Origin of the sequence: Austwickia sp. (assembly GCA_016699675.1) — a bacterium.
Classification (GTDB): Bacteria; Actinomycetota; Actinomycetes; order Actinomycetales; family Dermatophilaceae; genus Austwickia.
Window position 1 is genome coordinate 2054612 of sequence record CP064985.1, and the last position, 22479, is coordinate 2077090.

The 22479-nt window shown below is 71.4% G+C and carries 19 protein-coding genes and 1 pseudogene; 15 read left to right on the top strand and 5 right to left on the bottom strand.

Annotation, left to right across the window (positions count from 1 at the left end; genetic code table 11):
- Positions 1-133 precede the first annotated feature (133 nt).
- From IPK37_09360 to IPK37_09390, 7 genes are all read left to right on the top strand, one after another.
- Positions 134-1453 (top strand): sugar ABC transporter substrate-binding protein, encoded by a 1320-nt coding sequence (locus IPK37_09360; GenBank protein ID QQS02780.1) that lies wholly within the window; start codon positions 134-136, stop codon positions 1451-1453.
- Positions 1454-1560: 107 nt separating this feature from the next.
- On the top strand, positions 1561-2400 hold the full coding sequence (locus IPK37_09365) for a sugar ABC transporter permease (protein ID QQS02781.1): 840 nt from the start codon (positions 1561-1563) through the stop codon (positions 2398-2400).
- A gap of 131 nt (positions 2401-2531) precedes the next feature.
- Complete coding sequence (locus IPK37_09370; GenBank protein ID QQS02782.1) at positions 2532-3302, top strand: carbohydrate ABC transporter permease; 771 nt, start codon at positions 2532-2534, stop codon at positions 3300-3302.
- Between the two features lie 298 nt (positions 3303-3600).
- Positions 3601-5196, top strand: a complete 1596-nt coding sequence (locus IPK37_09375; protein ID QQS02484.1) for a glycoside hydrolase family 3 protein — start codon at positions 3601-3603, stop codon at positions 5194-5196.
- Between the two features lie 1136 nt (positions 5197-6332).
- The gene (locus tag IPK37_09380) at positions 6333-7652 is read left to right on the top strand and encodes an N-acetylmuramic acid 6-phosphate etherase (GenBank protein QQS02783.1); all 1320 of its coding nucleotides are present in this window, start codon (positions 6333-6335) and stop codon (positions 7650-7652) included.
- 20 nt (positions 7653-7672) lie between these two features.
- Positions 7673-8521 carry a MurR/RpiR family transcriptional regulator gene (locus tag IPK37_09385; protein QQS02784.1) on the top strand — a complete coding sequence of 283 codons (849 nt, stop codon included), beginning with the start codon at positions 7673-7675 and terminating at the stop codon, positions 8519-8521.
- 61 nt (positions 8522-8582) lie between these two features.
- The gene (locus tag IPK37_09390) at positions 8583-9044 is read left to right on the top strand and encodes a DUF1810 domain-containing protein (GenBank protein QQS02485.1); all 462 of its coding nucleotides are present in this window, start codon (positions 8583-8585) and stop codon (positions 9042-9044) included.
- Positions 9045-9139: 95 nt separating this feature from the next.
- Here the strand turns inward: IPK37_09390 and IPK37_09395 are convergent, their stop codons facing one another.
- Complete coding sequence (locus IPK37_09395; protein QQS02486.1) at positions 9140-9994, bottom strand: aminoglycoside phosphotransferase family protein; 855 nt, start codon at positions 9992-9994, stop codon at positions 9140-9142.
- A 93-nt stretch (positions 9995-10087) separates the two neighbouring features.
- On the opposite strand from IPK37_09395, the gene IPK37_09400 reads away from it, so the two are divergent.
- Both IPK37_09400 and IPK37_09405 read left to right on the top strand, forming a co-directional pair.
- On the top strand, positions 10088-11029 hold the full coding sequence (locus IPK37_09400) for a ferritin-like domain-containing protein (protein QQS02487.1): 942 nt from the start codon (positions 10088-10090) through the stop codon (positions 11027-11029).
- A 497-nt stretch (positions 11030-11526) separates the two neighbouring features.
- Positions 11527-12387: an alpha/beta hydrolase gene (locus IPK37_09405; protein QQS02488.1), complete on the top strand. Its 861-nt coding sequence runs from the start codon at positions 11527-11529 to the stop codon at positions 12385-12387.
- Positions 12388-12457: 70 nt separating this feature from the next.
- Here IPK37_09405 and IPK37_09410 read toward each other — a convergent pair whose 3' ends face one another.
- Positions 12458-13366, bottom strand: coding sequence for an ornithine cyclodeaminase family protein (locus IPK37_09410; protein QQS02489.1), 909 nt, complete (start codon positions 13364-13366; stop codon positions 12458-12460).
- A gap of 208 nt (positions 13367-13574) precedes the next feature.
- Between IPK37_09410 and IPK37_09415 the strand changes: the two genes are divergently transcribed.
- The 6 genes and pseudogenes from IPK37_09415 (at position 13575) to IPK37_09440 (ending at position 20463) form a co-directional block, all read left to right on the top strand.
- A complete protein-coding gene (locus tag IPK37_09415) occupies positions 13575-14648 on the top strand; it encodes a transaldolase family protein (protein QQS02490.1) in 1074 nt (357 codons plus the stop codon).
- A 122-nt stretch (positions 14649-14770) separates the two neighbouring features.
- Positions 14771-16696: a 3D-(3,5/4)-trihydroxycyclohexane-1,2-dione acylhydrolase (decyclizing) gene (gene iolD, locus IPK37_09420; protein QQS02491.1), complete on the top strand. Its 1926-nt coding sequence runs from the start codon at positions 14771-14773 to the stop codon at positions 16694-16696.
- A gap of 37 nt (positions 16697-16733) precedes the next feature.
- Positions 16734-17507 carry a Gfo/Idh/MocA family oxidoreductase gene (locus IPK37_09425; GenBank protein QQS02492.1) on the top strand — a complete coding sequence of 258 codons (774 nt, stop codon included), beginning with the start codon at positions 16734-16736 and terminating at the stop codon, positions 17505-17507.
- A 30-nt stretch (positions 17508-17537) separates the two neighbouring features.
- The gene (locus IPK37_09430; protein ID QQS02493.1) at positions 17538-17906 is read left to right on the top strand and encodes a transposase; all 369 of its coding nucleotides are present in this window, start codon (positions 17538-17540) and stop codon (positions 17904-17906) included.
- Positions 17903-18952, top strand: coding sequence for a DDE-type integrase/transposase/recombinase (locus IPK37_09435; protein ID QQS02494.1), 1050 nt, complete (start codon positions 17903-17905; stop codon positions 18950-18952). The genes IPK37_09430 and IPK37_09435 overlap by 4 nt, the downstream gene beginning before the upstream one ends.
- Before the next feature lie 120 nt (positions 18953-19072).
- Positions 19073-20463 (top strand): annotated as a pseudogene (locus IPK37_09440) (IS1380 family transposase).
- A gap of 236 nt (positions 20464-20699) precedes the next feature.
- Here IPK37_09440 and IPK37_09445 read toward each other — a convergent pair.
- Genes IPK37_09445 through IPK37_09455 form a run of 3 tightly spaced genes read right to left on the bottom strand, consistent with a single transcriptional unit; the run spans position 20700 to position 22231 of the window.
- Positions 20700-20915, bottom strand: coding sequence for a hypothetical protein (locus tag IPK37_09445; GenBank protein QQS02495.1), 216 nt, complete (start codon positions 20913-20915; stop codon positions 20700-20702).
- 33 nt (positions 20916-20948) lie between these two features.
- Positions 20949-21983, bottom strand: coding sequence for a DUF1016 family protein (locus IPK37_09450; protein QQS02496.1), 1035 nt, complete (start codon positions 21981-21983; stop codon positions 20949-20951).
- Positions 21980-22231 (bottom strand): helix-turn-helix transcriptional regulator, encoded by a 252-nt coding sequence (locus IPK37_09455; GenBank protein ID QQS02497.1) that lies wholly within the window; start codon positions 22229-22231, stop codon positions 21980-21982. The genes IPK37_09450 and IPK37_09455 overlap by 4 nt, the downstream gene beginning before the upstream one ends.
- Between the last annotated feature and the right edge of the window lie 248 nt (positions 22232-22479).

Consider the following 22479-nt stretch of genomic DNA (forward strand, 5'->3'; position numbering starts at 1 on the left):
CGAACGTAGCCCTACCGCACCGCAAGATCTGGTGATAAGTTCCACAGCCAAGCGGTTGAATGAAAATAATTCCCACATGGGGTTTCGGCGACTCGACGAGGAGAACCTGATGGGCAAGCGGCGGACGCGCTCGATGAGCGCCGTGGTGACGGGCCTGGCGACGGGCGTGCTGGTGGTCTCGATGGCCGCCTGCGGCAACTCCGGCTCCGGCGGCAGCTCGAGCGCCGGTGGCTCCGGCTCCGCCTCTGGCGGGAAGGTTGACGGCGCCGGCAAGAAGCTGACGGTCTGGATCATGGAGGGCACGAACCCGGACTCCACCGCGTACTTCGACAAGGTCAAGAAGGCCTTCAAGGACAAGACGCAGGCCGACCTCGACGTACAGCTCGTGCCCTGGACCGCCGCCAAGGACAAGTTCACGACGGCCATCGCGGGCAACACGACCCCCGACGTCGCCGAGGTCGGTACGACGTGGACGCCGGAGTTCGCCGACGCGGGCGCGCTCGCCGACCTGACCGCCAAGGTCAAGGACGCGAACCTCGACGGCGACCTGGTCGCGGGCCTGAAGGAGGCTGGCACGGTCGACGGGAAGCTCTACGGGATGCCCTGGTACGCCGGGATCCGCAGCTTCTTCTACAACAAGGACATCTTCACCAAGGCCGGCATCACCACGCCGCCCACGACCTGGGCCGAGCTCAAGGACGCCGTCGCCAAGATCAAGACGTCCGACCCCGCCGTGACGCCGTTCTTCGTGCCGGGCAACAGCGAGTTCACCGCGACCCCGTTCATTTGGGGCGCCGGCGGCGAGACGGCCGCCAAGGACGGCGACAAGTGGGTGAGCAAGCTCAACGACGCCAAGGCCGTCGAGGGCATTCAGTTCCTGGGCGACCTCGCGGTCAAGGACGGCGGCTCGACGCCCGCCGCCGCGACGGGCACCGAGAAGGACGCCCTCACGGCGTACGGCAAGGGCACTGTCGGCATGATCGTCTCCGGCTCGTGGACCCCCGCTACCTTGAGCAAGCAGGCGCCCGAGGTGGCCAAGAAGACCGGCGCGTTCGCCTTCCCGGGCAAGGACGGGATGGCGAAGTCGTTCACCGGCGGCAGCCACCTGGCGGTCTTCGAGAAGAGCCCCAACAAGGATCTGGCCTGGGAGTTCGTCAAGCTGATGGCCACCGGCGACCTGGCCAAGGAGTGGGGCAAGGCGTCCAACTACTTCCCCGGCCAGAAGAGCCTGCTCGACGAGCAGCTCAAGTCCGGTGACGAGCTGACCAAGGTCTTCGCCAAGCAGTTCACCGAGGGCGGCAAGACCGTGCCGGTCACCCCGCTCTGGGGCAAGGTGCAGGCCAAGAAGGTCATCCCGACGATGATGCAGTCGATCCTCTCCGGCAAGGCCGACGCCAAGACCGCGGCGGAGACGGCGGCCAAGGACATGAACGACGTCTTCGCCGCCAAGTGAGTTCGTCCGAGGCGCGGCGGGGGAACTCCGGCGTCGCCCGGCGGCAGAGCTTCCACGCGGCGAAGCGGCGCCGGCCGTGGCTCCTGCTCGCCCCGACGCTGGTCATCATGGCGCTGCTCATGGCCTGGCCGCTGGGCCGCGTCGGGTGGCTTTCAGTGCAGAACTACGGCCTGCGCGAACTCAACCGCGGCACGACGAATTACGTCGGCACCCAGAACTACGCCGACATCCTCGGCGACGGCTACCTCTGGCGGACCGCGCTCCCCAACACGGTGCTGTTCGCGGCCGCCTGCGTCGTCGCGACGGTCGTGCTCGGCACGCTCGTCGCGCTGTTCCTCAAGACCCTGCCGACGGGCGTCCGGTACGTCGCGGCCAGCGCCATCATGGTCGCCTGGGCGGTGCCGGCGATCACGGGAACGTACGTCTGGGTGTTCCTGTTCGATCCCGGCGACGGCCTGGTCACGCACCTGCTCGGCGGCCTGGGCCTCATCGAGACCGGGCAGGTCAACTGGTTCCTCGACCGGTTCAGCTTCTTCGCGATCGTCTGGCTGAACGTGGTCCACCACGGGTTCGCGTTCGTCGCGGTCACCGTGCTGGCCGGCCTGCTGACGGTGCCCGACGAGCTGTACGAGGCCGCGATCATCGACGGCGCAGGCGCCTGGCGTCGGTTCTGGAGTGTCACGGTGCCGGTGCTCAAGCCGGTGTTCGCGGTGGTGACGATCCTGTCGACCATCTGGGACTTCAAGGTGTTCACGCAGGTCTACCTCATGCCCGGCGGCGGCGGCACGAACCGCGAGGTGTTCAACCTCGGGGTGTGGAGCTACATCACGAGCTTCGCGCAGGGCAAGTACGGGATGGGCTCGGCCATCGCCGTCCTGCTCACCCTCCTGCTCATGGGCATCACGGCGCTCTACCTGCGCACCCTGTTCGCCGAGGAGGAGTTGTGAGCGCGCCGAATCAGGTCCGTACGCCGACGCCCGACGCCGCGTCGGCCGCGGGCGCCACCCCGACGCCGAGGCGGCGCAGCGCACGACGTACCCGCCGCGTCCTGGCCCAGGGCCTCGGGGTTGTGGCGCTGATGGTGTTCGCGCTGTTCCCGGCGTACTGGATGATCTCCTCCGGGCTCGACCCGAACGCGGCGCAGCGCGGCGGCGCCCTCGTGCCGAGTCAGCTGAGCCTGGAGAACTTCGGTTACGTGCTGGGCAAGGCGGGGTTCGCGAGGTATCTGGCGAACTCGGCGCTGGTCGCGCTGGTGACGGTGGCAATCAGTTCGCTGGTCGCGCTGCTGGCGGCGGTCGCGGTGGCGCGGTTCCGGTTCCGGTTCCGCACGGGGATCATGATGATGATCTTGATCGCCCAGATGGTGCCGCTGGAAGCGTTGGTCATCCCGCTGTTCCTGCAGGCGCGGTCGATGGCGATGCTGAACAGCCTGATGGGGCTCTCGATCGTGTACCTCGCCTTCTCGCTGCCGTTCGCGGTGTGGCAGCTGCGCGGGTTTGTCGCGGCGGTGCCGGTGGAGGTGGAGGAGGCGGCGTACGTCGACGGCTGCGGGTGGTGGTCGATGTTCTGGCGGGTGCTGTTCCCGCTGGTCGCGCCGGGACTCGTGGCGACGAGCGTGTTCAGCTTCATCACGGCCTGGAACGAGTTCATCTTCGCGCTGACGTTCCTGCAGGACCAGGACAAGTACACGGTGGCCATCGGGCTGCAGAAGTTCTTCGGGGAGAACACCGCCGAGTGGGGCCCGATCATGGCGGCGTCGACGCTGCTGACCCTGCCGGTCATCGTGTTCTTCCTGCTGATCCAGAAGAACATGGTCTCGGGCCTGTCGTCGGGTGCGGTGAAGGGATGACCGGCCAGCTCATCGACGCCGGCGGTGGTCGCTTCTCCGCGACTGGCGCCCTGCTTTTTAGGTCAAGTGTTGATGGCTGTCCGACTGGCGCCCTTTCTTTGGGGTTGGAAGCTGTCGACGGCCCGACTGGCGCCCTCTTTTTGGGGTCGGATGCTGCCGACTGTGCGACTGGCGCCCTCTTTCCCGCACTGACGCCCCCCTTCAAGAAGGGCGGCAGTAGCAGAAATGGGGCGGCAGTCGGCGGGGGGCCGGGAAATGGGGCGGCAGTCTGCACGGGCGACACCGAGCGGTGGGCGACGTGAGCCGGCTCGCGCACGGGGTATTGCTGCCCGGCTTCCCGGGGACGTCGGTGCCGCGTTGGCTCGGCGCCGCGCTGGCCGACGGGTTGGCCGGGGTGTGCCTGTTCGCGGAGAACACCCCCGACGTACCGACCACGCGCGCGCTCACCGACGCGCTGCGGGCCGCCCAGACGACCATGGGCGGAGCGGCGGGGTACGGCGCTGGGCCGGCCGCTGGGCTGATGGTCGCGATCGACGAGGAGGGCGGCAACGTCACCCGGCTGCAGGCCAGGGCCGGTTCGGCGCTGCCCGGTAATGCCGCACTCGGGGCCGTCGACGACGAGGAACTCACGGGGCGGTGCGCGGAGCGGCTTGGGGCGCTCCTCGCGCTGGCCGGCATCGACCTCAACCTGGCGCCGTGCCTGGACGTTGCGTCCGAACCGTTGAACCCCGTGATCGGGGTGCGCGCCTTCGGGTCCGATCCTGAGCTGGTGGCGCGACACGGGCGGGCGTTCGCCGCTGGGCTGGCGCGGGCGGGCGTTGCTTGCTGCGGCAAGCACTACCCGGGACACGGCTCGACCCGCCAGGACAGCCACGTGGACCTGCCCGTCCTGCGCGTACGCGAGGAGACCCTCCGGGACCGAGACGAGGCGCCGTTCCTGGCGGCGTTCGCCGACCTCGACGCGGTGATGACCGGGCATCTGGTGGCCACCGCCAGGGGGGACGATCCGGCCTCGCTGTCGGGGTGGGCGACGCAGCGCCTGCGCGCCGCGGGCTTCGACGGCGTGATCGTCACCGACGCGCTGGGGATGCGGGCGATCACCGACCTGATGGGACTGGGTGAGGCCTGCGTACGGGCCCTTGCCGCCGGCGCCGATCTGCTCTGCCTCGACGCGCCGCACCAGCGGGACGCGGAGGCGACGTACGCCGAGGCGGTGGAGGCGGTGGACCAGGCGCTCGCGGCCGGGCGACTGGACCCGGCCGCACTCGCCCGCTCGGCTGCCCGCACCGCCCGGCTCGCGCGCCGCGGGGCGACGCCGCATCCCCCGGAATCCGCTGCAACCGGGGCGCCCCCGGACCCTGAGGAACTCCACGAGGCGGCCTCGCGAGCGGAGGACGACCTGGCCTCCGTGGGCGCCGAGGCGGCGGAGCGCGCGCTGCGGGTACGCGGGCGCGTCGCCCTCACCGGGCCGCCCCTCGTCTTCGACGTGCGGCGACACCCCTCGCACGCCGCGGGCCGGGCGTCGGCGGCGTTCGCGTCCGCCGTCCGCGGCATGTGGGTGGCCGCCGAGATCGTCGTGCCGCTCGGACCCGCGGAGATCGCCGAGACCCTGGACGTCGCACCGGTGGGACGCGACGTGGCGGTCATCTCTCGGGCTGCCCGGGCCGACCGGGCGGAGGCCGCGGACCTCGCGGCGGTGTTGGCCGCCCGAGCCGACGCGCTGGTCGTGCACACGGGGGTCGTCGCGGCCGCTCCCGACGTACCGCGCCTGGCCTGCACCCTCGGCGAGGGGGCCGCGAACGCGGAGGCGCTCGTCCGCCTGCTCGCGGCGGGCGGCGGCGACGGCCCGGCGGCCGCGCGACCCGCGCCGGACGAGACCGGGGAGGAGCGGTGAGAGTCTTGGGGGTGATGTCGGGTACGTCGGTCGACGCGATCGACGTCGCCCTCGCGGCGCTGGATCTGACCGAGGGCGGCGCTCTTGGCCTGGCACCACTCGGCCACCTGGAGCTGCCCTGGCTGGCGGGTCTGCGGGAGGACCTGCTGCGGCTCGGCAGCAGCCCGAGCCTGGTCGACTTGACCAACCCGGCCGACCTCGCCACCACGACCCACCCCGGGAACCCGACCCACCCCGGCAACCCGGCTGACCTCGCCAATTTCGCCGACCTCGCCAACCCGGCCAATCCAGCCACGCCGGACAGGACCCGCGTCGGCGTCGAGACGTGGTGCCGGCTGCACGCCGACGTGGGCCGGGCGCTGGGCGCCGCCTGCGCCATCGCGCTGCGCGAGCTGGGGCCCGCGGACCTGGTGGCCTGCCACGGCCAGACCCTTTACCACCTCGTCGAAAAGGAGCAGGTCAGCGGATCGTTGCAGGTGGGCGCCGCGGCGTACGTGCACGCCGCCACCGGCCTGCCCGTCGTGTCCGACCTGCGCGCCGCGGACATCGCGGCGGGTGGCCAGGGCGCCCCGCTGGCCAGCCTGCTCGACGCGCTCTGGCTGGGCGCCGCCCCGACGGCCGCGGTCAACCTCGGCGGCATCGCGAACGTCACGATCGTCGGCACCGCCGGCGGCGTCGTGGCGGGCGATACCGGCCCGGCAAACGGACTCATCGACGCCGCGGCGGCCGAGCTGGGGCGCTCCTGCGACATCGACGGTCGGCTCGCGGCCGCCGGTCGGGTCGACGAACGAGCGCTGTCGGCGCTGCTCAGCGACCCCTATTACGCGCGTCCGCTGCCCAAGTCCACGGGCCGCGATTACTTCCACGCCGGCTACGTCGCCCAACTCTTGGCCGAGCGCGGGGTCCCGGCGCTCGTCGGCCCCGACCTGCTGGCGACGCTGGTCGAGCTCACCGCCCGCACGGTCGTGGCGGCGATCACGACGGCCGGTGGCCCCGAGCCGGTCCGGCGGATCGTCGTCTCGGGAGGCGGCGTGCGGAATCCGGTGCTGCTGGCCCGGATCCGGGCGCTCGCCGGGATCCCGGTGCTCAGCACGGACGACCTCGGGCTGCCCGCCGTCGCCAAGGAGGGCTACCTCATGGCAGTGCTCGGTTGGCTGGCCGTGCACGGGCTACCCGGCGTGCTGACCAGCCCGCGGGGGCCGGTCACCGGGGCGCGGCATGCGGCGGTATTGGGCTCGCTGACCCCGCCGTACGTCTCCGGCGGCCTCGCCGCCGCCCTCGCCACCCCGCGCCCGACCGCGACCCCGACCCGGCTCGTCATCGCAGCCGACGTGGCGGGGGAACGACCGTTCGTGACCTGCGCAAAGGGTGCCGTGGCACCCAAAGCGCAGGTCACGAACGGTCACTCGGCGACTGAGGTGACGGAGGCCGGGGAGACTGCGACGGAGGCCGGGGCGACCGCGACGGAGGTGGCCGGGGAGACCGAGACGGAAGCGAACGGGCCGGACCTCGGCTGGAGCACCGAGCAACCCCTGGCCGCGTCGGCGGCGATCGACACGCTCGACACGGCCGGGGTCGTCGGCGTGATCCTCGACGCGGATGCCACCGTCGCCGGCGCGGTCCGGGCGGTGGCCGCGGACATCGCGCGCGCAGCCGACCTCGTCGTGGCCACCCTGCGCGCGAGCGGGGTCGTGCACTACGTCGGCTCGGGGACCTCCGGGCGGATGGGCGTGCTGGACGCGGTCGAGCTGCTCCCGACGTACCACGTCGGCTCCGAATCCTTCCGCGCCCACCTCGCCGGGGGAGCCGACGCGATGGTCCGGGCGGCGGAGGGCGCGGAGGACGACGACGCGGCGGGCGCGGCGCTCGCCGCGACGTTCGGGCCAGCCGACCTGGTCATCGGCATCGCCGCGAGCGGGCGGACCCCTTACGTCCGCGGCGCGCTGGAGGGGGCGCGCCGCGGCGGCCTGCCCACCGTGCTCGTCTCGGCCAACCCGGCCGCGCCGCTGGCGGCCCTCGCCGACGTGGCGGTCCTGCCGGACACCGGGCCGGAGGTGGTCACCGGCTCGACCCGGATGAAGGCGGCGACGGCCCAGAAGATGGTGCTCAACGCGGTCTCGACCGCCGCGATGGTGCGGCTCGGCAAGACCTACGGAAACCTCATGATCGCCATGGTCCCCACCAACGCGAAGCTGCGCGCTCGCTCCGTACGCATGCTTGCTCAAGGCAGCGGCCGCCCCGAGGAGGACTGCGCGGCGGCGCTGGCGGCGGCGGGAGGGGACGTACGTCGTGCGCTCGTCGCCCTGATCGCCGGCCTGCCCCCCGGCGACGCGGCGTCGGCTGCCGTCACCGAGGCGCTGGCCGATCACCCGGCCGATCCCGGGCGTCGCGGCGACCCCTCGGGGATCCGGGCGGCGGCGGACGCGGTACGGCGAGAGGGGCGGGAGGCCCCGTGACCGACGCCGCCCCGGTCACCGTGCGCCTGCGGGGTCAACTCGACTACCTCGCCCCCGCCCTGCGGCGCGTCGCGGCCGTCGTGCTCGCTGACCCCGGCGCTGCGGCCGGCCTGTCGATCTCGGACCTCGCGACCGCGGCGGGATCCTCGCCCAGCTCGGTGCTTCGGCTGGCCCACGGCCTGGGGCTGGACGGCTACCCCCAGCTGCGCCTGGCCCTCGCTCGGGACGCGGCCGGCGGTACGGCGCGGGCCGGCGAGGCCGGGGCTGAGGGTGATATCCGCGCCGGAGACGACCTCGCCTCGGTCGTCGCCAAGATCGTCGCCGCCGACGTCCGGGCCGTCCAGGAGACCGCCGCCGCGCTCGACGTCGTCGCGCTGGAACGAGTCATCGACGCGCTGGCCGACGCGCGCCGGATCGACCTCTACGGGGTGGGCGCCTCCGGGATCGTCGCCGCCGACCTGCAGCAAAAGCTCACCCGCATCGGGCGGTTCGCCTCGGCGTTCAGCGACGCCCACCTCGGGGTGACGTCGGCGGCGCTCCTGACCGCCGCGGACGTCGCGGTCGCGATCTCGCACACGGGGGCGACGAACGACACGCTGGACGCGTTGCTGGTGGCGCGCCGGGCGGGGGCGACGACGGTCGCGGTGACGAACTCCCCGCTCGCCCCCCTCGCGCGGGCCGCGGACCACGTCCTGCTCACGGCGGCCACGGAGACGATGTTCCGGTCCGGCGCCACCGCCTCCCGGCTGGCCCAGCTCACCGTCGTGGACTGCGTCTTCGTGGGGCTCGCGCAGCGGACGTTCGCGGCGAGCCAACGGGCGCTGGAGGCCACGTACGACGCCGTACGCCATCGCCCCACGGCACTTTGACCCCGGACGCGGGGCGGGGGGGACAGGTGTGCGCGCCGCAACCACGGGGCACTGTGCGGCCATGAGCAGCGACCTGGAACACTTCGTCACCGCGCAGGACTCGGGCGGGACCTACGCGACGGCCCTGTCCGAGCTGCGCCGCGGGCGCAAGACCAGCCACTGGATGTGGTTCGTGTTCCCGCAGATCAGCGGGCTGGGATTCAGCGCGATGGCGCAGCGGTACGCGATCACCGACCTCGCCCAGGCCCGCGCCTACCTGGCCCATCCCGTCCTCGGCCCCCGGCTGGTCGAGGCGGCGCAGGCGGCGCTTCACGCGCCGGCTCGGGACGTCGGCGCCCTGCTCGGCGGCATCGACGCGGTGAAGCTGCGCAGCTCGATGACCCTGTTCGAGGCGGCCGCGGCCGACCAGCCGGACCCGGCAGATCAGCCGGGCCGGCCAGTCCTCGACGGCTCGGTGTTCGCCCAGGTGCTGGACCGCCACTACGGCGGCGAGCGCGACGAGGAGACGCTGCGTCGCCTCTAAGTGACCTTGACGTCGGCTCCGAAGCCGAGTCACCTGCACCGACTCGGATCTGGCCGCCGGGGGGACCCTGGCTCGCCGGGACCACGCCGAGGAGTTCACACCAGAGCACCCAGCTCCTCGGCGCGCCCGCCCACCCACGCCGCGTCGCGGTCCGCCGCCTCCGCCCCGCCACCGGCGACGAGCGCCGCGAACGCGGGATCGGACCCGGCGAGATCCCGCAGGTCGGCGCCATCACGGCGCTGGGCCTCCTGCACCGCGTCGAGCAACCCACGCCGCTGGACCGCGCTCGCCCCGTAGCCCTCGCACAGCGCCAACAGCCGCTCGGCCCGCTCCGGCATGCCGGGCAGGACGCCGTACTCCCGAAGCACCATCGCGTCGTCCGCCATCAGCGGCACCCAGCGCCAGGCTGCCCAGGCCAGGTCCTCCACGGGGTCACCGGGCCGGGCGAAGTCGAAGTCGAGGAGGACCAGGCGCGCGTCGGGGGTGCGGACGGCGTTGTACGGCGAGACGTCGCGATGGCAGACCACCTCGCCGGGCGCCAGCGGTCCGGCCGGCGCCAGGCGCCAGGTGCGCGTGGCCCCCGCCGGGCCGGGCAGCAGCGCGACGGTCGACGGGTCGAAACCGGCCTGGGCGTCGTGGAATCCGCGCAGCCACCGCCCCACCTCGGCACACGCCTGCCCGGTGCGGAACCACGGCGCGAGCACCACCCCGCCGCCGAGGATCCCGACCTCGCCCACGACGTACGACAGGACTTCCCGCCCCGACGCGTCGTACCCCATCGGTTCCGGCACCCCGACGAACCCGCGCGCCCGAACGTGCCGCAGCAGCGCGTGCACCAGGGGCGTCCAGGGCCCGGCGCCGCGCCGGACGGTGTCCCCGACCCGGACCACCACGCTCGTCTGGCCGCCCGCCAGCGGCGTCTCCTGCGGCCCCGGGGACCCCGTGTCCATGCGGGCAGTCAACCCCAGCGAACCCGAGTCAGCACCGGGTTTTCGCGGATGGCGCACAGGCTGCCCTCATCCGCGCCGCCTACGGTCCAGCGCATGACCCTGACTCCGCTCCTCATGCCGGCCTTCGCCTCGGCGCCGGCCCGCACCGTGCCCGACCGGGCCTCCGGGGAACCCGACTGGGCTGCTTGGGCCGACTACTTCGAGGAGAACGCCGCGACGCAGGACGCCCTGGAGTGCGCGATCGACTGGGGCGAGCCGGTAACGATGCCGACCCACCGGCAGCGCGCGTGGGCCGCCTCGCTGCAACGGTTCCAGGTCGGCGAGTCGGGCGACGGGGCCCACCTGCTGGGGGAGCTCGCCCGCGGCTGGGAGGACGACGTCCTGCCCGCCACCCGCGCGTTCGTCGCGGAGGAGCGTGGCCACGCCCGGCTGCTCCGGGTCCTGCTGGCGCGGTTCGGGGCGGTGCCGATCGAGCGGCACTGGAGCGACGCGGCGTTCGTGGTGGCGCGCCGGAGCATGGGGGTCGCGACCGAGCTGTCGGTCATCGCGGTCGCGGAGGGCGTGGCGCTGGTCTACTACGGTCGCCTCGCCGAAGGAGCCCCCGACCCGGTCATCCGCGGGGTGGCCCGCCGGATCCTCGCGGACGAGCTGGGGCACGTCCCGTTCGTCGAGTCGCGCATCGCGGTGGACCTGGCGCGGTGGGGCCGGGCGCGACAGTGGGCGTTGCGGGCCTTGTGGTGGGCGGCGGGGGTCGGGGGGACCGCCGTCCTGGCTCTCGACCACTCGGCGGTCCTGCGCGAGTGCGGCACGACGCGACGCGCCGCCGTCCGGGCCGCGTGGGCGAGCGTCCGCGACGTACGGCATGCGACGTACGCCCGAGCCGCCTCCCTCCGCTCCCACCGGAAGTTGCAGATGGCGGCGAGCGGGGTTGCGGCGGAAGGCCGTACGGCGTCCGCAGCCTCGCCCGTGCCGCGGGCGACGGGAACGGTCACCGGCGACGGCGCCGTACGTCGTTCGCCGGTGCCGCACCGGTAACGTCGGCCGATGCCCCGCGCGTCGGGGCCAGGAGACGCGTCGGGGCCGGGAAACGCGTGCGTGCCGGGGGAGCGCGTCAGTGCCGGGGAACGCGAGAGCGGGCGGGGCGCTCGGGCGCGGGCGGTTGCTGGCCGCGCCCCGGCTCTTCGGCGTCGTCGGCGTCCCCACGTTGCATCGACGACCAGGTCATTCGTTGCCCCCTTCGCCCCTCGGCCGGCCGCGGCACCCCCTGTGACACGCGATGTTGTCGGCCACGAGGCCGTTTTCAGAGTAGGACACGCGTCCGACATGGCGCCAGGGGATCGCGCAGACCGCCCCGGGCTGGGCTAGCGTGGGTCAGTGCCCACACGGGCCGGAACGGCTCAGGGGGGAGCCGCGAACCGGCTGCGGAAAACATCTCCGGCGAGCAGCGTCTGCGCCGATCAGAAAGCCGAAAAGCCATGTCGGGCGCGACGAATCGTGGAATGGCTGCCGGTGGTAGCGGTGAGGAGATGGCCATGCAGGAGACGCTCGTCGAGGTGCCGGGCGGCCGGATCGCCGTGCAGTCGTACGGCGGAAGTGGTCGTGACGTGCTCTTTCTGCACGGTGTGGGCTTCTGCGGCCCCCAGTGGCGGGCGTTTGCCGAGACGGTCAGCGACCGGTGCCGGCCGTTCTCGCTGGACCTGCCGGGCCATGCCCACTCGACCGTGCCGATGCGCTCCGCCGACGACAGCTGGCGCCACCTGGCCACCGCCGCGCGCGGGGCGGGACTCGATCGGCCGTTCCTGGTCGCGCACGACACGTCGATCTGGGCGGCCGTCGTCGCCGCCATCAAGGAGCCCGACGCCTTTTCCGGTCTCATGCTGGTCGGGGGCACGATGACCCGCATCGCCCAGTCGGTGCCCCTGGCCGAAGACCCCCACTTCGAGCGACTCCTGCGGGAGCGGTTCCGGCTCGGTGAGACGGGCCTGGGTCGCGACTCTGCGGAGACGTTCCAGCACGAGATGGTGGCCACCGCGGCCCGCGACTGGATGCTCACCGACCTCGGGGCCGGCTACTACGACGAGGTGGGGCACTCGCTGGTGTTCGGCCCGGACGACACGTGGATGAACACCCCGACGGCCTCGACAGTCCTCGCCGCGCAGCGGGTGGACCGCGACCACGAGTACTACCCCGACGTCGACCTCTACACCCGCCTGACCGTCCCCACCTGGTTCGTGTTCCTGGAGCACGGCTTCGACAGCAACGTCGACCTGAACCACGCGCCGCTCGCGGAGGCGAAGCACATGCGCCTGCGCCGGCTCGACGCCGGTCAGTTCCCGCAGTACACCGACGTGGCCGCGCTGGCCGAGGTGCTCACCGAGGCCCTCGCGGACTGACGGACCGGGGCGCCCCCGTCAGCGGCCGACCAAACCGCCGCCGCTCAGCGGGGCCGCCCGCCGACGCCGCTCAGCGGCCGACGAGCCGGGCCAGCAGGTAGGCCTCGGTCCCCGCGAGGCCGGTCGACAGGTAGAGCGTGCGCTGGGCCGCGGTCGTGCGCCCGGGCACCAGGCCCGCCACCACGTCGCCCAACCCCTCGACGGGCGGCCCGTCCTCGCCGAGCGCGGTCGGCGCCATGTCCGCCCACTGGTGCGGCGAGTCGGAGACGATGACGTCGCAGGCGGCGCCGAGGTCGGCGGGCAGCTCCGAGGCCCCGCGGGCCTTGGGACCGACGCTGGCCACGTACGCCCCCGGTTCGATCCACGCCGTCTCGATCACCGGCTCCCTGGCCGTCGTCGCGAGCACGATCAGGTCGGCCCCCGCGACGGCGTCCCGGGCGGTGGCGCAGGGCCGTACGTCGAGGCCCAGCTCGGCCGCGGCGCGCCCGGCGAACGCCTGCGGCTTGCCCGGCGTGGGCGAGTACACGCGCACCTCGGTGAGGGTGTGGCCGGCGTTGATGGCCCAGAGCTGCGCGTACGCCTGGGTGCCCGTGCCGATCAGCGCCAGCGTGCTCGCGTCCCGCCGGGCCAGCGCCCCCGCAGCGACCCCGCCGAGGGCGCCCGTGCGGCGGGGCTCGAGCTCGTGGCCGATGGCGATGCCCCGGACCTCGCCCGTCGCCTCGTCGTGCACGACGGTCAGCTGCTCGGCGGCCCGGCCGCCCGGCAACGGCAGGGTGGCGTAGGACCGGAACCCGTACCACTCCCCGCGCAGCCGTCCCGCCGTGAAGACCAGCAGGCCATCGTCGAGGTTCGCCGTCACCCTGGCCGGCCCGACCAGGTCGCCCGCGGAGTGCGCGACCAGCGCCTCGCGCATCCACGCCACGGCCTGCGGCGCCCCGAGCTCCGTGCGGATGAAGGTGTCGTCGATGATCCGTGCCATGTCTGAGGATTCTGCCGGGGTGGCCGGCCGGATCGGCCTGGGCCGACCGTGAGGAGGCCGACAAAGGTCGCAAATTCAGTTGTCTGAATGTTCGCACAATAGGTTGACAGCGACTGCGGCCCGCGGCTTGAATGGAGCGGTCGAGGCCCGCCGTACCACCAGCCGGACCGCCTCCGCCGCCCGCCGACGACCGCCGAAAGGTCCAGCGATGAGCCCCAACCCGCGCCCGCTCAACACGATGACCGAGGCCGGCCCCACCGTCCTCTGGAACGACTCCGCCGACCCCAGGGAGCTGACCGAGTCCATCTCGTACGGCGCGGTCGGCGCGACCTGCAACCCGGTCATCGCGGTGAACTGCGTCAAGGCCGACATGCCCCGGTGGACCCAGCGCATCGCCGAGATCGCCGCCGAACACCCCACCATGAGGGAGGCCGAGATCGGCTGGCGCGTGGTCGAGGAGCTCTCCATCGACGCGGCCAAGCTGCTCGAGCCGGCCTTCGAGAAGTACGCCGGGGTCAACGGGCGCCTCTCCATGCAGACCGACCCGCGGCTGCACCGCGACGCCAAGGCCCTCGCCGACCAGGCGGAACACTTCCACGGCCTGGCCAAGAACATCATCGTCAAGATCCCGGCCACCTCGGTCGGCCTGGTGGCCATCGAGGACGCGACGTACCGCGGGGTGTCCGTCAACGTCACCGTCTCCTTCACCGTCGCCCAGGCCGTCCAGGCGGGCGAGGCCATCGAGCGCGGGCTGAAGCGGCGCGAGGCCGAGGGCAAGTCCGTGGCGGACATGGGGCCGGTCGTGACGATCATGGTCGGGCGGATCGACGACTGGCTGAAGGACTGCTACGCGGCCGACAAGCTCTGCTTCGACCCCGGCTATCTGGAGTGGGCGGGCGTCGCGGTGATGAAGAAGGCGTACGCCGAGTTCGGCGCGCGCGGTCTGCGCGCCCGGCTGCTCGCGGCGGCCTACCGTAACGCGCTGCAGTGGACGGAGTTCGTCGGCGGCGCCATCGTGCTCTCCCCGCCGTTCGCGTGGCAGCAACGCTTCCAGGGCAGCGGCATCGACCCGCAGCCGAGGATGGACGTGCCGGTCGACCCCGCCGTCGTCGAGACGCTGTCGACGCAGATGCCGGAGTTCCGCAAGGCGTACGACGTGGACGGCATGACGCCGGAGGAGTTCGACAGCTTCGGCGCGACCCGCAAGACGCTGCGCCAGTTCCTGGCCGCCGACGCCGAGCTGGAGCAGATCGTCGTCGACGTGCTGGTCCCCAAGGCCTGAGCCGTGTTATCCACAGGGCGACCGTTCGTGACCAGCGCAAAGGGTGCCATGGCACCCAAAGGGCAGGTCACGAACGGTCGCTGTGAGCGAGAAGCCATGAACGCCGTGACGAGGGAGTCCCGATGACCCAGACCGTTCGCCTGACCGTCGGCCAGGCCGTTGTGCGTTTCCTCGCAAACCAGTGGACCGAGCGCGACGGCGTCGAGCGCCGGCTGTTCGCGGGGGTCTACGGGATCTTCGGGCACGGCAACGTCTGCGGCGTCGGCCAGGCGCTGCTGCAGGCCGAGCTGGCGGCCGACGCGCCCGGCGGGGCGCCCGAACCCGAGCTGCCCTACTATCTGATCCGCAACGAGCAGGCCGGGGTGCACGCGGCGGTGGCCTGGGCGAAGACCACCGAACGGCTGCAGACCATGGCCGTGACCAGCTCGATCGGTCCGGGCGCGACCAACATGGTGACGGGCGCGGCGCTGGCGACGACCAACCGGCTGCCGGTCCTGATCCTGCCGAGCGACACCTTCGCGACCCGCCAGCCCGATCCCGTGCTGCAACAGCTGGAGCAGCCGTACGCCTACGACGTCACCGTCAACGACGCCTTCCGGCCGGTGTCCCGGTTCTTCGACCGGGTGAGCCGCCCCGAGCAGCTCATCCCTGCCCTGCTCGGCGCCTGCCGCGTCCTCACCGACCCCGTCGAGACGGGCGCGGCGACGGTGTCGCTGCCGCAGGACGTCCAGGCCGAGGCCTACGACTTCCCGGTCGAGTTCTTCCGCAAGCGGGTCTGGCACGTGGGCCGCCCGGTGCCCGAGCCCGCGGCTCTGGCCCGCGCGGTCAAGGCGATCCGCGCCGCCCAGCGGCCGCTCGTCGTCGCCGGCGGCGGCGTGATCTATTCCGGCGCCAGCGAGGCGTTGCGCGCGTTCGCGGCCGCGACGGGGATCCCCGTGGCCGACACGCAGGCCGGCAAGGGCGCCATCAACTGGGACCACGAGTGCGCCGTCGGCGGGGTCGGTTCCACGGGAAACAACGCCGCCAATACGCTGGCCCGCGAGGCCGACCTGGTCATCGGGATCGGCACCCGGTACAGCGACTTCACCACCGCGAGTCACACGATCTTCGCCGACCCCGACGTACGGTTCGTCAACCTCAACGTGGGCAGCTTCGACGCCGCCAAGCACTCGGCGCAGATGCTGCTCGCCGACGCCCGCGAGGGGCTGGACGCCCTTCGCGGCGCCCTGGCCGGCTGGCGCGCGGATGGTGCCTGGAGCAAGCGGGGGCAGGAGCTGTACGCCGAGTGGCAGCGCGTCGTTGACGAGTGCTACCACCGAGACCAGACCCCGCTGCCGGCCCAGACCGAGGTCTTCGGGGCGCTGAACGAGCTGATGGCCCCGCACGACGTCGTCATCAACGCCGCCGGCTCGATGCCGGGCGACCTGCAGACGCTGTGGCGCGCGAGCACGCCGGAGCAGTACCACCTGGAGTACGCCTACTCCTGCATGGGCTACGAGATCCCCGCCGCCATCGGCGTACGGATGGCTCTCGACGAGGCCGGCCACCCCGACCGCAACGTCGTTGCGATCGTCGGGGACGGCACCTACCAGATGCTGCCCGCCGAGATCGCCACGATGGTGCAGGAGGGTCTGAAGGTCATCGTCGTGCTGCTGCAGAACCACGGGTTCGCCTCGATCGGGGCGCTCTCGGAGAGCCGCGGCAGCCAGCGGTTCGGCACGCGTTACCGGCGCCGCGACGCGGCGAGCGGGCGGCTCGACGGCGCGAACGTCCCCATCGACCTGGCCAAGAACGCCGAGAGCTGGGGGGCGCAGGTGCTGCGCTGCGACGGGATGGCCGCGTTCCGGGAGAACTACGCCAAGGCAGCCGCAGGGGGCCCGGACTCCGGGCCGGTGCTGCTCTACATCGAGACCGACCTCTACGGGCCGAACCCGCCCGGCTGCGCCTGGTGGGACGTGCCGGTCGCCCAGGTCAGCGAGGTGGACACGACGCAGCGGGCCTACACGGAGTACGCCGCCGAGAAGGCCGCGCAGCGCCACTACCTGTGACCGACCATCGGCCCTGCCGAGCTCACCGGAGGTCAACGTGCGGATCGGGATCGCCGGCGTCGGGCGCATCGGCGCGCTGCACGCCGCCACGCTGGCCGGGGCAGGGCACGAGTTGCTGCTCGCGGACCTCGACGCGGCCCGCGCGGCGCAGGTGGCCGCGGGCCTGACCGGCCCCGGGGGTGCACCGGCAACAGCCCGCGTCGTCGCCGGCGCGGCCGAGCTGTTCGTCGCGGGCGTCGACGCGCTGGTGGTGGCCAGCGCCACCGACACCCACGCCGGCCTGCTGCGCCGAGCGCTGGTCGAGGGGGTGCCGGTGTTCTGCGAGAAGCCGGTCAGCCCCGCCCTGGGCGAGACCATCGAGCTGGCCGAGCTGGAGCGCGCGACGGGCACGTTCGCACAGATCGGCTTCCAGCGCCGGTTCGATGCCGGCTACCGCCGGGCCCGGGCGGCGGTGGAGTCGGGCGAGCTGGGCGCGGTGCACTCGGTGCGGGCCGCGACGCTGGACAACGCCCCGCCCCCGGCCAGCTATATCGCGGCGTCCGGCGGGATCTTCGCCGACTGCTGCATCCACGACTTCGACGTCACCGCCACGCAGAAACTGCTCGTGCAACAGCGACTGGCTCGCTTCCCAGGTGACATCCGCGACCGAGCGGCCCTGTCCATCCCCATCGGAGAAAATGTGCCCCCCAGCGCGTGGACCGGGCTGTTGGCGTCCCTGCTGCAGCTCATCGATCAACCGCACCTCGTTGTCCAGGCCCTGTCTGTCAAGGTGCAGTGGGACAGCCGGTGGGTCCGGTTGTGTGGTGGTTGACGGGGCGAGAGAGCAGATGGATCGGTGACGATGAGTCAGGCGGATCGGCCGGCGCGGTCTTCGCGGCGTAGGTTCACGGCGGCGTTTAAGGCGGCGGTGGTCCAGGAGTATGACGCGGCGGACGGTCCGGGGGCGCGGGGCGCGATTTTGCGTCGTGAGGGTTTGTATGACTCTCATGTGCAGAAGTGGCGCAAAGCGGTCGAGGAGGGCCGTTTGCAGGATACCCCGGTTGCGGGTCTGACCCCGAGCCGGGACCGTTCGCGGCAGGCCCAGTTAGAGGCCGAGAATGTGCGGTTGCAGGCCGAGTTGGACATGACGAAATCGATGTTGGAGGTCATGGGAAAAGCACACGCGCTCTTGGAGACGGTGTCCAAGAGCGCGCCGGGAAAGCAGCAGTGACCGCGGTGCTGTGGCCCGCGTTCGAGGCGATCGAGGCCCTGGCCGGGACCAGCGCTGCGTCGGCGTTGACCGGGATTGCCCGCTCGAGTGTGTATCGGTGGCGGGCCCGGGACAGGAAACCGTTCGGACCGTCTCGGGCGCCCAAACCCAAGGTGATGCCCTCGGCGTTGAGCCCCGCTGAGACGGCTGCTGTGCTGGAGGTCCTCAACAGCGACCGGTTCGCCGATAAGGCCCCCGCGCAGGTGTGGGCCACGCTGCTGGACGAGGGCCGGTACCTGTGCTCGGTATCCACGATGTACCGAATCCTGCGTGCTCACCAGCAAGTTCGTGAGCGGCGGGCGGTCGCTTCCCACCCCTCGCGGGTCAAGCCGCAGCTGCTGGCTACCGGCCCCGATCAGGTGTTCAGCTGGGACATCACCAAACTCAAGGGCCCGAGCAAGGGGGTGTACTACAGCGCGTACGTGATGATTGATATCTACTCCCGGAAAATCATTCACGTCGAAGTCCATACCCGTGAGGATAAGGTGTTGGCCCGCGACTTCATCGATGCCGCGATCCGCGCGAACCGCGGCGTCCTGCCTCGATACATTCATTCGGATAATGGCGGCCCGATGACCTCGGGCACCGTCGCGCAGCTCCTGTCGGCGCTGGATATCACCAGGTCGTTGTCGCGACCCAAGGTCAGTAACGACAATCCCTACTCCGAAGCGGCGTTTAAAACCCTCAAGTACTGTCCTGCCTTCCCCGACGACTTCGGGTCGCTGATCGACGCGCAAATATTCATGCGCGATTTCGCCGGCTACTACAACCAGCATCACCGGCATTGCGGGATCGGGCTGTACACCCCTTGTTCCGTCCATGACGGGACCTGGCGCGATCAACGCCGGACCCGTCAAGAGACCCTGGACGCGGCCTGGCGGGCCCGTCCCGACCGTTTCCCGGGCGGCCGCCCCCAGGCACCCAAGGTGCCGACCAAGGCCTGGATCAACCAGCCGCCAGCCAGCATCCAGACCAGCTCCGCTTCCCACACTTCCGAAGCGGCCTAACCCGGATCGTTCACGAGACTCGGGTGTGATCGGCGCGTAGAAGCACGGAAGTGCCTGTCCAGCAAGGGAAACTTGGGTTTGCGACGACTCAAGATCTCCGAACCGGAAGGCACTCCGTAGGTGAAGCGTACTTCGTGGTCTACCGGCTTGTCCGTGACCTCCGATGGTGTCGGCGTGGTGGCCCATGCGGGCAGCGTCGCCACCCGCCTTCTGGCCGACCGGGTCGGCCTCACGTCCGAGTTGTCCAAGGTGATGGTCCGCCGCAACTTCGTCCCCGGTCACGACCGCGGCAGGGTGCTGACCGACGTCGCGGTGATGCTCGCCGACGGCGGGGAGGCGATCGCCGACATCGACGTGCTGCGCCACCAGTCCAGCGTGCTGGGCCGTGTCGCGTCGGCGCCGACGGTGTGGCGGGCACTGGACGAGGTCACACCTGGCCGGTTGAAGAGGATCCAGAACGCGCGGGCGCGGGTCCGCCGCCAGGTCTGGTCCCAGCTGCCTGACGGCGTCCCGGCGAGCAAGGTCGCCGGGACCGATCTTGACGATCTGATCGTGCTCGACACCGACGCGACCATCGTGATCAGCCACAGCGAGAAGGAGAACGCGGCGGCCACGTTCAAGCGGACCTTCGGGTTCCACCCACTCGGGGTGTGGTGCGACAACACGAGTGAGTTCCTCGCCGCCAAGCTCCGCGCTGGCAATGCCGGCTCGAACACCGCCGCCGACCACATCGAGGTCCTCACCGACGCGATCGCGCAGATCCCCGGCACGCACCGCAAGAAGCTGCTCATCCGCTCCGACGGCGCGGGCGCATCGCACAAGCTGCTGGACTGGCTTGCCGAGCAGAACCGGGTCCGTGGCCGCAGCGTGGAGTACAGCGTGGGTTTCGCGGTCACCGAGAAGATCCGCGACGCCATCGACCTGGTCCCGAAGAAGGTCTGGACCCCGGCACTCGACGCCGACGGTGGGATCCGCGAAGGAGGTGACGTCGCCGAGCTCACCGGGCTCTTGGACCTGAGCAGCTGGCCGACCGGAATGCGCGTCATCGTGCGCCGCGAACGACCCCATCCCGGCGCCCAACTGTCGCTGTTCGAGGAACGTGACGGCTGGCGCTACCAAGCCTTCGTCACCAACACCACGACCGGACAACTGGCTTTCCTCGGGCCCGGCATCGGGCGCACGCTCGGGTCGAGGACCGGATCCGGCACGCCAAGGACTCGGGGCTGGGGCGGTTCCCGTCGCGGGAGTTCGAGATCAACCGGGTGTGGCTGATGCTGGTGCAGATCGCTGCCGACCTGACCGCATGGACCCGGCTCCTCGCACTGACCGGAGACGCGAAGTCGCTGGCGGCGTGTGAGCCGAAAGCGCTGCGCTACCGCTTCCTTCACGTCCCAGCCCGGCTGACTCACAGCGCCCGCCGACGACGCTTGCGGATACCCGAGTCGTGGCCATGGGCGGCCGCGATCGTCGCAGTCTTCGCCAACATCGCCGCGATCCCACAACCCGCCTGACCCCCCGTCCGCCCACGACATCACGACCCGGAGAACCGCAGCCCGGCAGCGCCAGCCGGCCCAATGTCGTACCCGCGCACCGTCATCGACTCACCCCACGCAGCGATGCCGTCGTCGGCACCGTCATGAAAGACCGGGGCTAAATGTCCCAAACACCTTGACACGTACCGGGTGACATGTTGGGTTAGGCGGGGGTTAGGCCTGGGTTAGGCCCTCTCGATAGCCGCGAGTTCGAGTCACCTGATGGTCTGGCTGCGGTTGCTCGCTTCCCAGGCGAGCAGAAGACACTCCGGGCACCGCGGGGCATCGGGTGGGATGTTGACAACGGGCCAGTGAGGCGCAGAGATGCCGCAATAGGTCTCGGTGGCGCCGGCGAACAGCAGCGCTGCGTGCAATGTCCCATCGGGGGTCACGGTCCAGAACTTCGCGATGCGATCGTCGAGATGCGGCACGAGATCCTCTCCTCGGGGCGGCCTGCCCGGCTGCTAAGGCTGGGTGTTGTCGATGGCGCGGGTGATGGAGTCAGCTGGCGGTAGGGCTTGGCGGACGTCCTCTGGTAGTTGGTCGTAGGTGTAGGTGGCGACGGCGACCGGGGCGGCGGTGGAGGCGAGAGAGTATTCGACGACCTGGTCGTCGCGGCTGGTGCACAGCAGGATCCCGATGGTCTCGGCGTGCAGGTAGGGGTTGCGGAAGTGTCGCTCGACGGCCTCTACGTAGAAGCTGAGCTGCCCGGCATCCCGCGGCTCGAAGCGTCCGACTTTCAGCTCGACGACGATGAAGCGAACGGCGGGTTGGTACTGCAGGAAGATCAGGTCCGCGGTGAACTCGTGATCTCCTACACGTAGGGGGACTTGGCGGCCGACGAAGGCCAGCCCGTCGCCGAGCTCGAGCATGGTGCGGGTGAGGTTGTCCATCATCGCTGCTTCGACGGCGTGCTCGTGGACGGGGCCGTTCAGGCCGAGGAAGTCCAGCAGGATGGGGTCGCGGGTGGCTTGCTGGGCCAGGTCGCTGTCGGCCGGCGGGAGGCGGTTGGGGAAGTTCGAGGGCGCGGCTCCGACGCGGGTGTGCAGCCGGCCTTTGATGCGGTCCTCCAGGACGCCGCGGCTCCACCCGTCGGCGACCGCCCGGGCGGCGTACCAGACTCGCACGTCGGGGTCGTCGAGGCGGTCGAGCAGGACCATGACGTGGCCCCACGGCAATTGCGCAGCAGCTGCTGCGCAATTAGGGTCCGGCCACTCTCGGGCCAGGGTGCACATGTACTGCAGGTTCCGTTCGCCCAAACCTGTGCGCTCGGGGAACCGCAGTCGCAGGTCAGCGGCCAGGCGTTTGATGACCTGGGCTCCCCAGCCTCGCTCTTGCTGCCGGGTGATGATGGCGCGCCCGATCGCGTGGTAGGTCCTGAACCGATGCTCGGCGACCGAGGCGATCGCTCGCGCCTGACCCTCCTGCAGGGTCGTGATGATCTCCTGGACGAGCCCTTCGTAGGCGTGCTCACACTGGATGGCGACCTCGTCGTTCATGACGCGCCTTCTGAGCCGTCGGTGGTGGTGTGGTGTTGGAGAAGGTCGGCCGGGCTGCACGACAGGACGACGCACAGCGCGTCCAGCGTGGTCAGATTCAACCGCTCGGGTGGGGTGCGGACCAGCCGTGAGACGTGGGCCTCCGACGGGGCCGCATCGCCGAGCACGTCTACCAGGCGTCGGTGCAGCTGCGAGGCGAACCGGACGCCGGCGTGGGCCATGCACACCTGAAGCCGCCACTCGATCACCTCACCAGCCTGGCCCACCTGCTACCTTAGCGTCAACCGCTGAACTCAAGCGCCTGTATTTCGTTCCCGACGTTAAACGCCGATAATATCGATTATGTCAGTTGCCACCGCTCGCGCTGGGAGGAGCATTGGCTCGTGCCCCCGCCTCCTTGTGGAGGCGGGGGCATCGTCGTGGGGGGCAATGGTGTTGCAAGGTGGGTGGTTGGTGGGGGCAATCGTGGTGCATGGCTGGGGGGGTGGACTGGTCG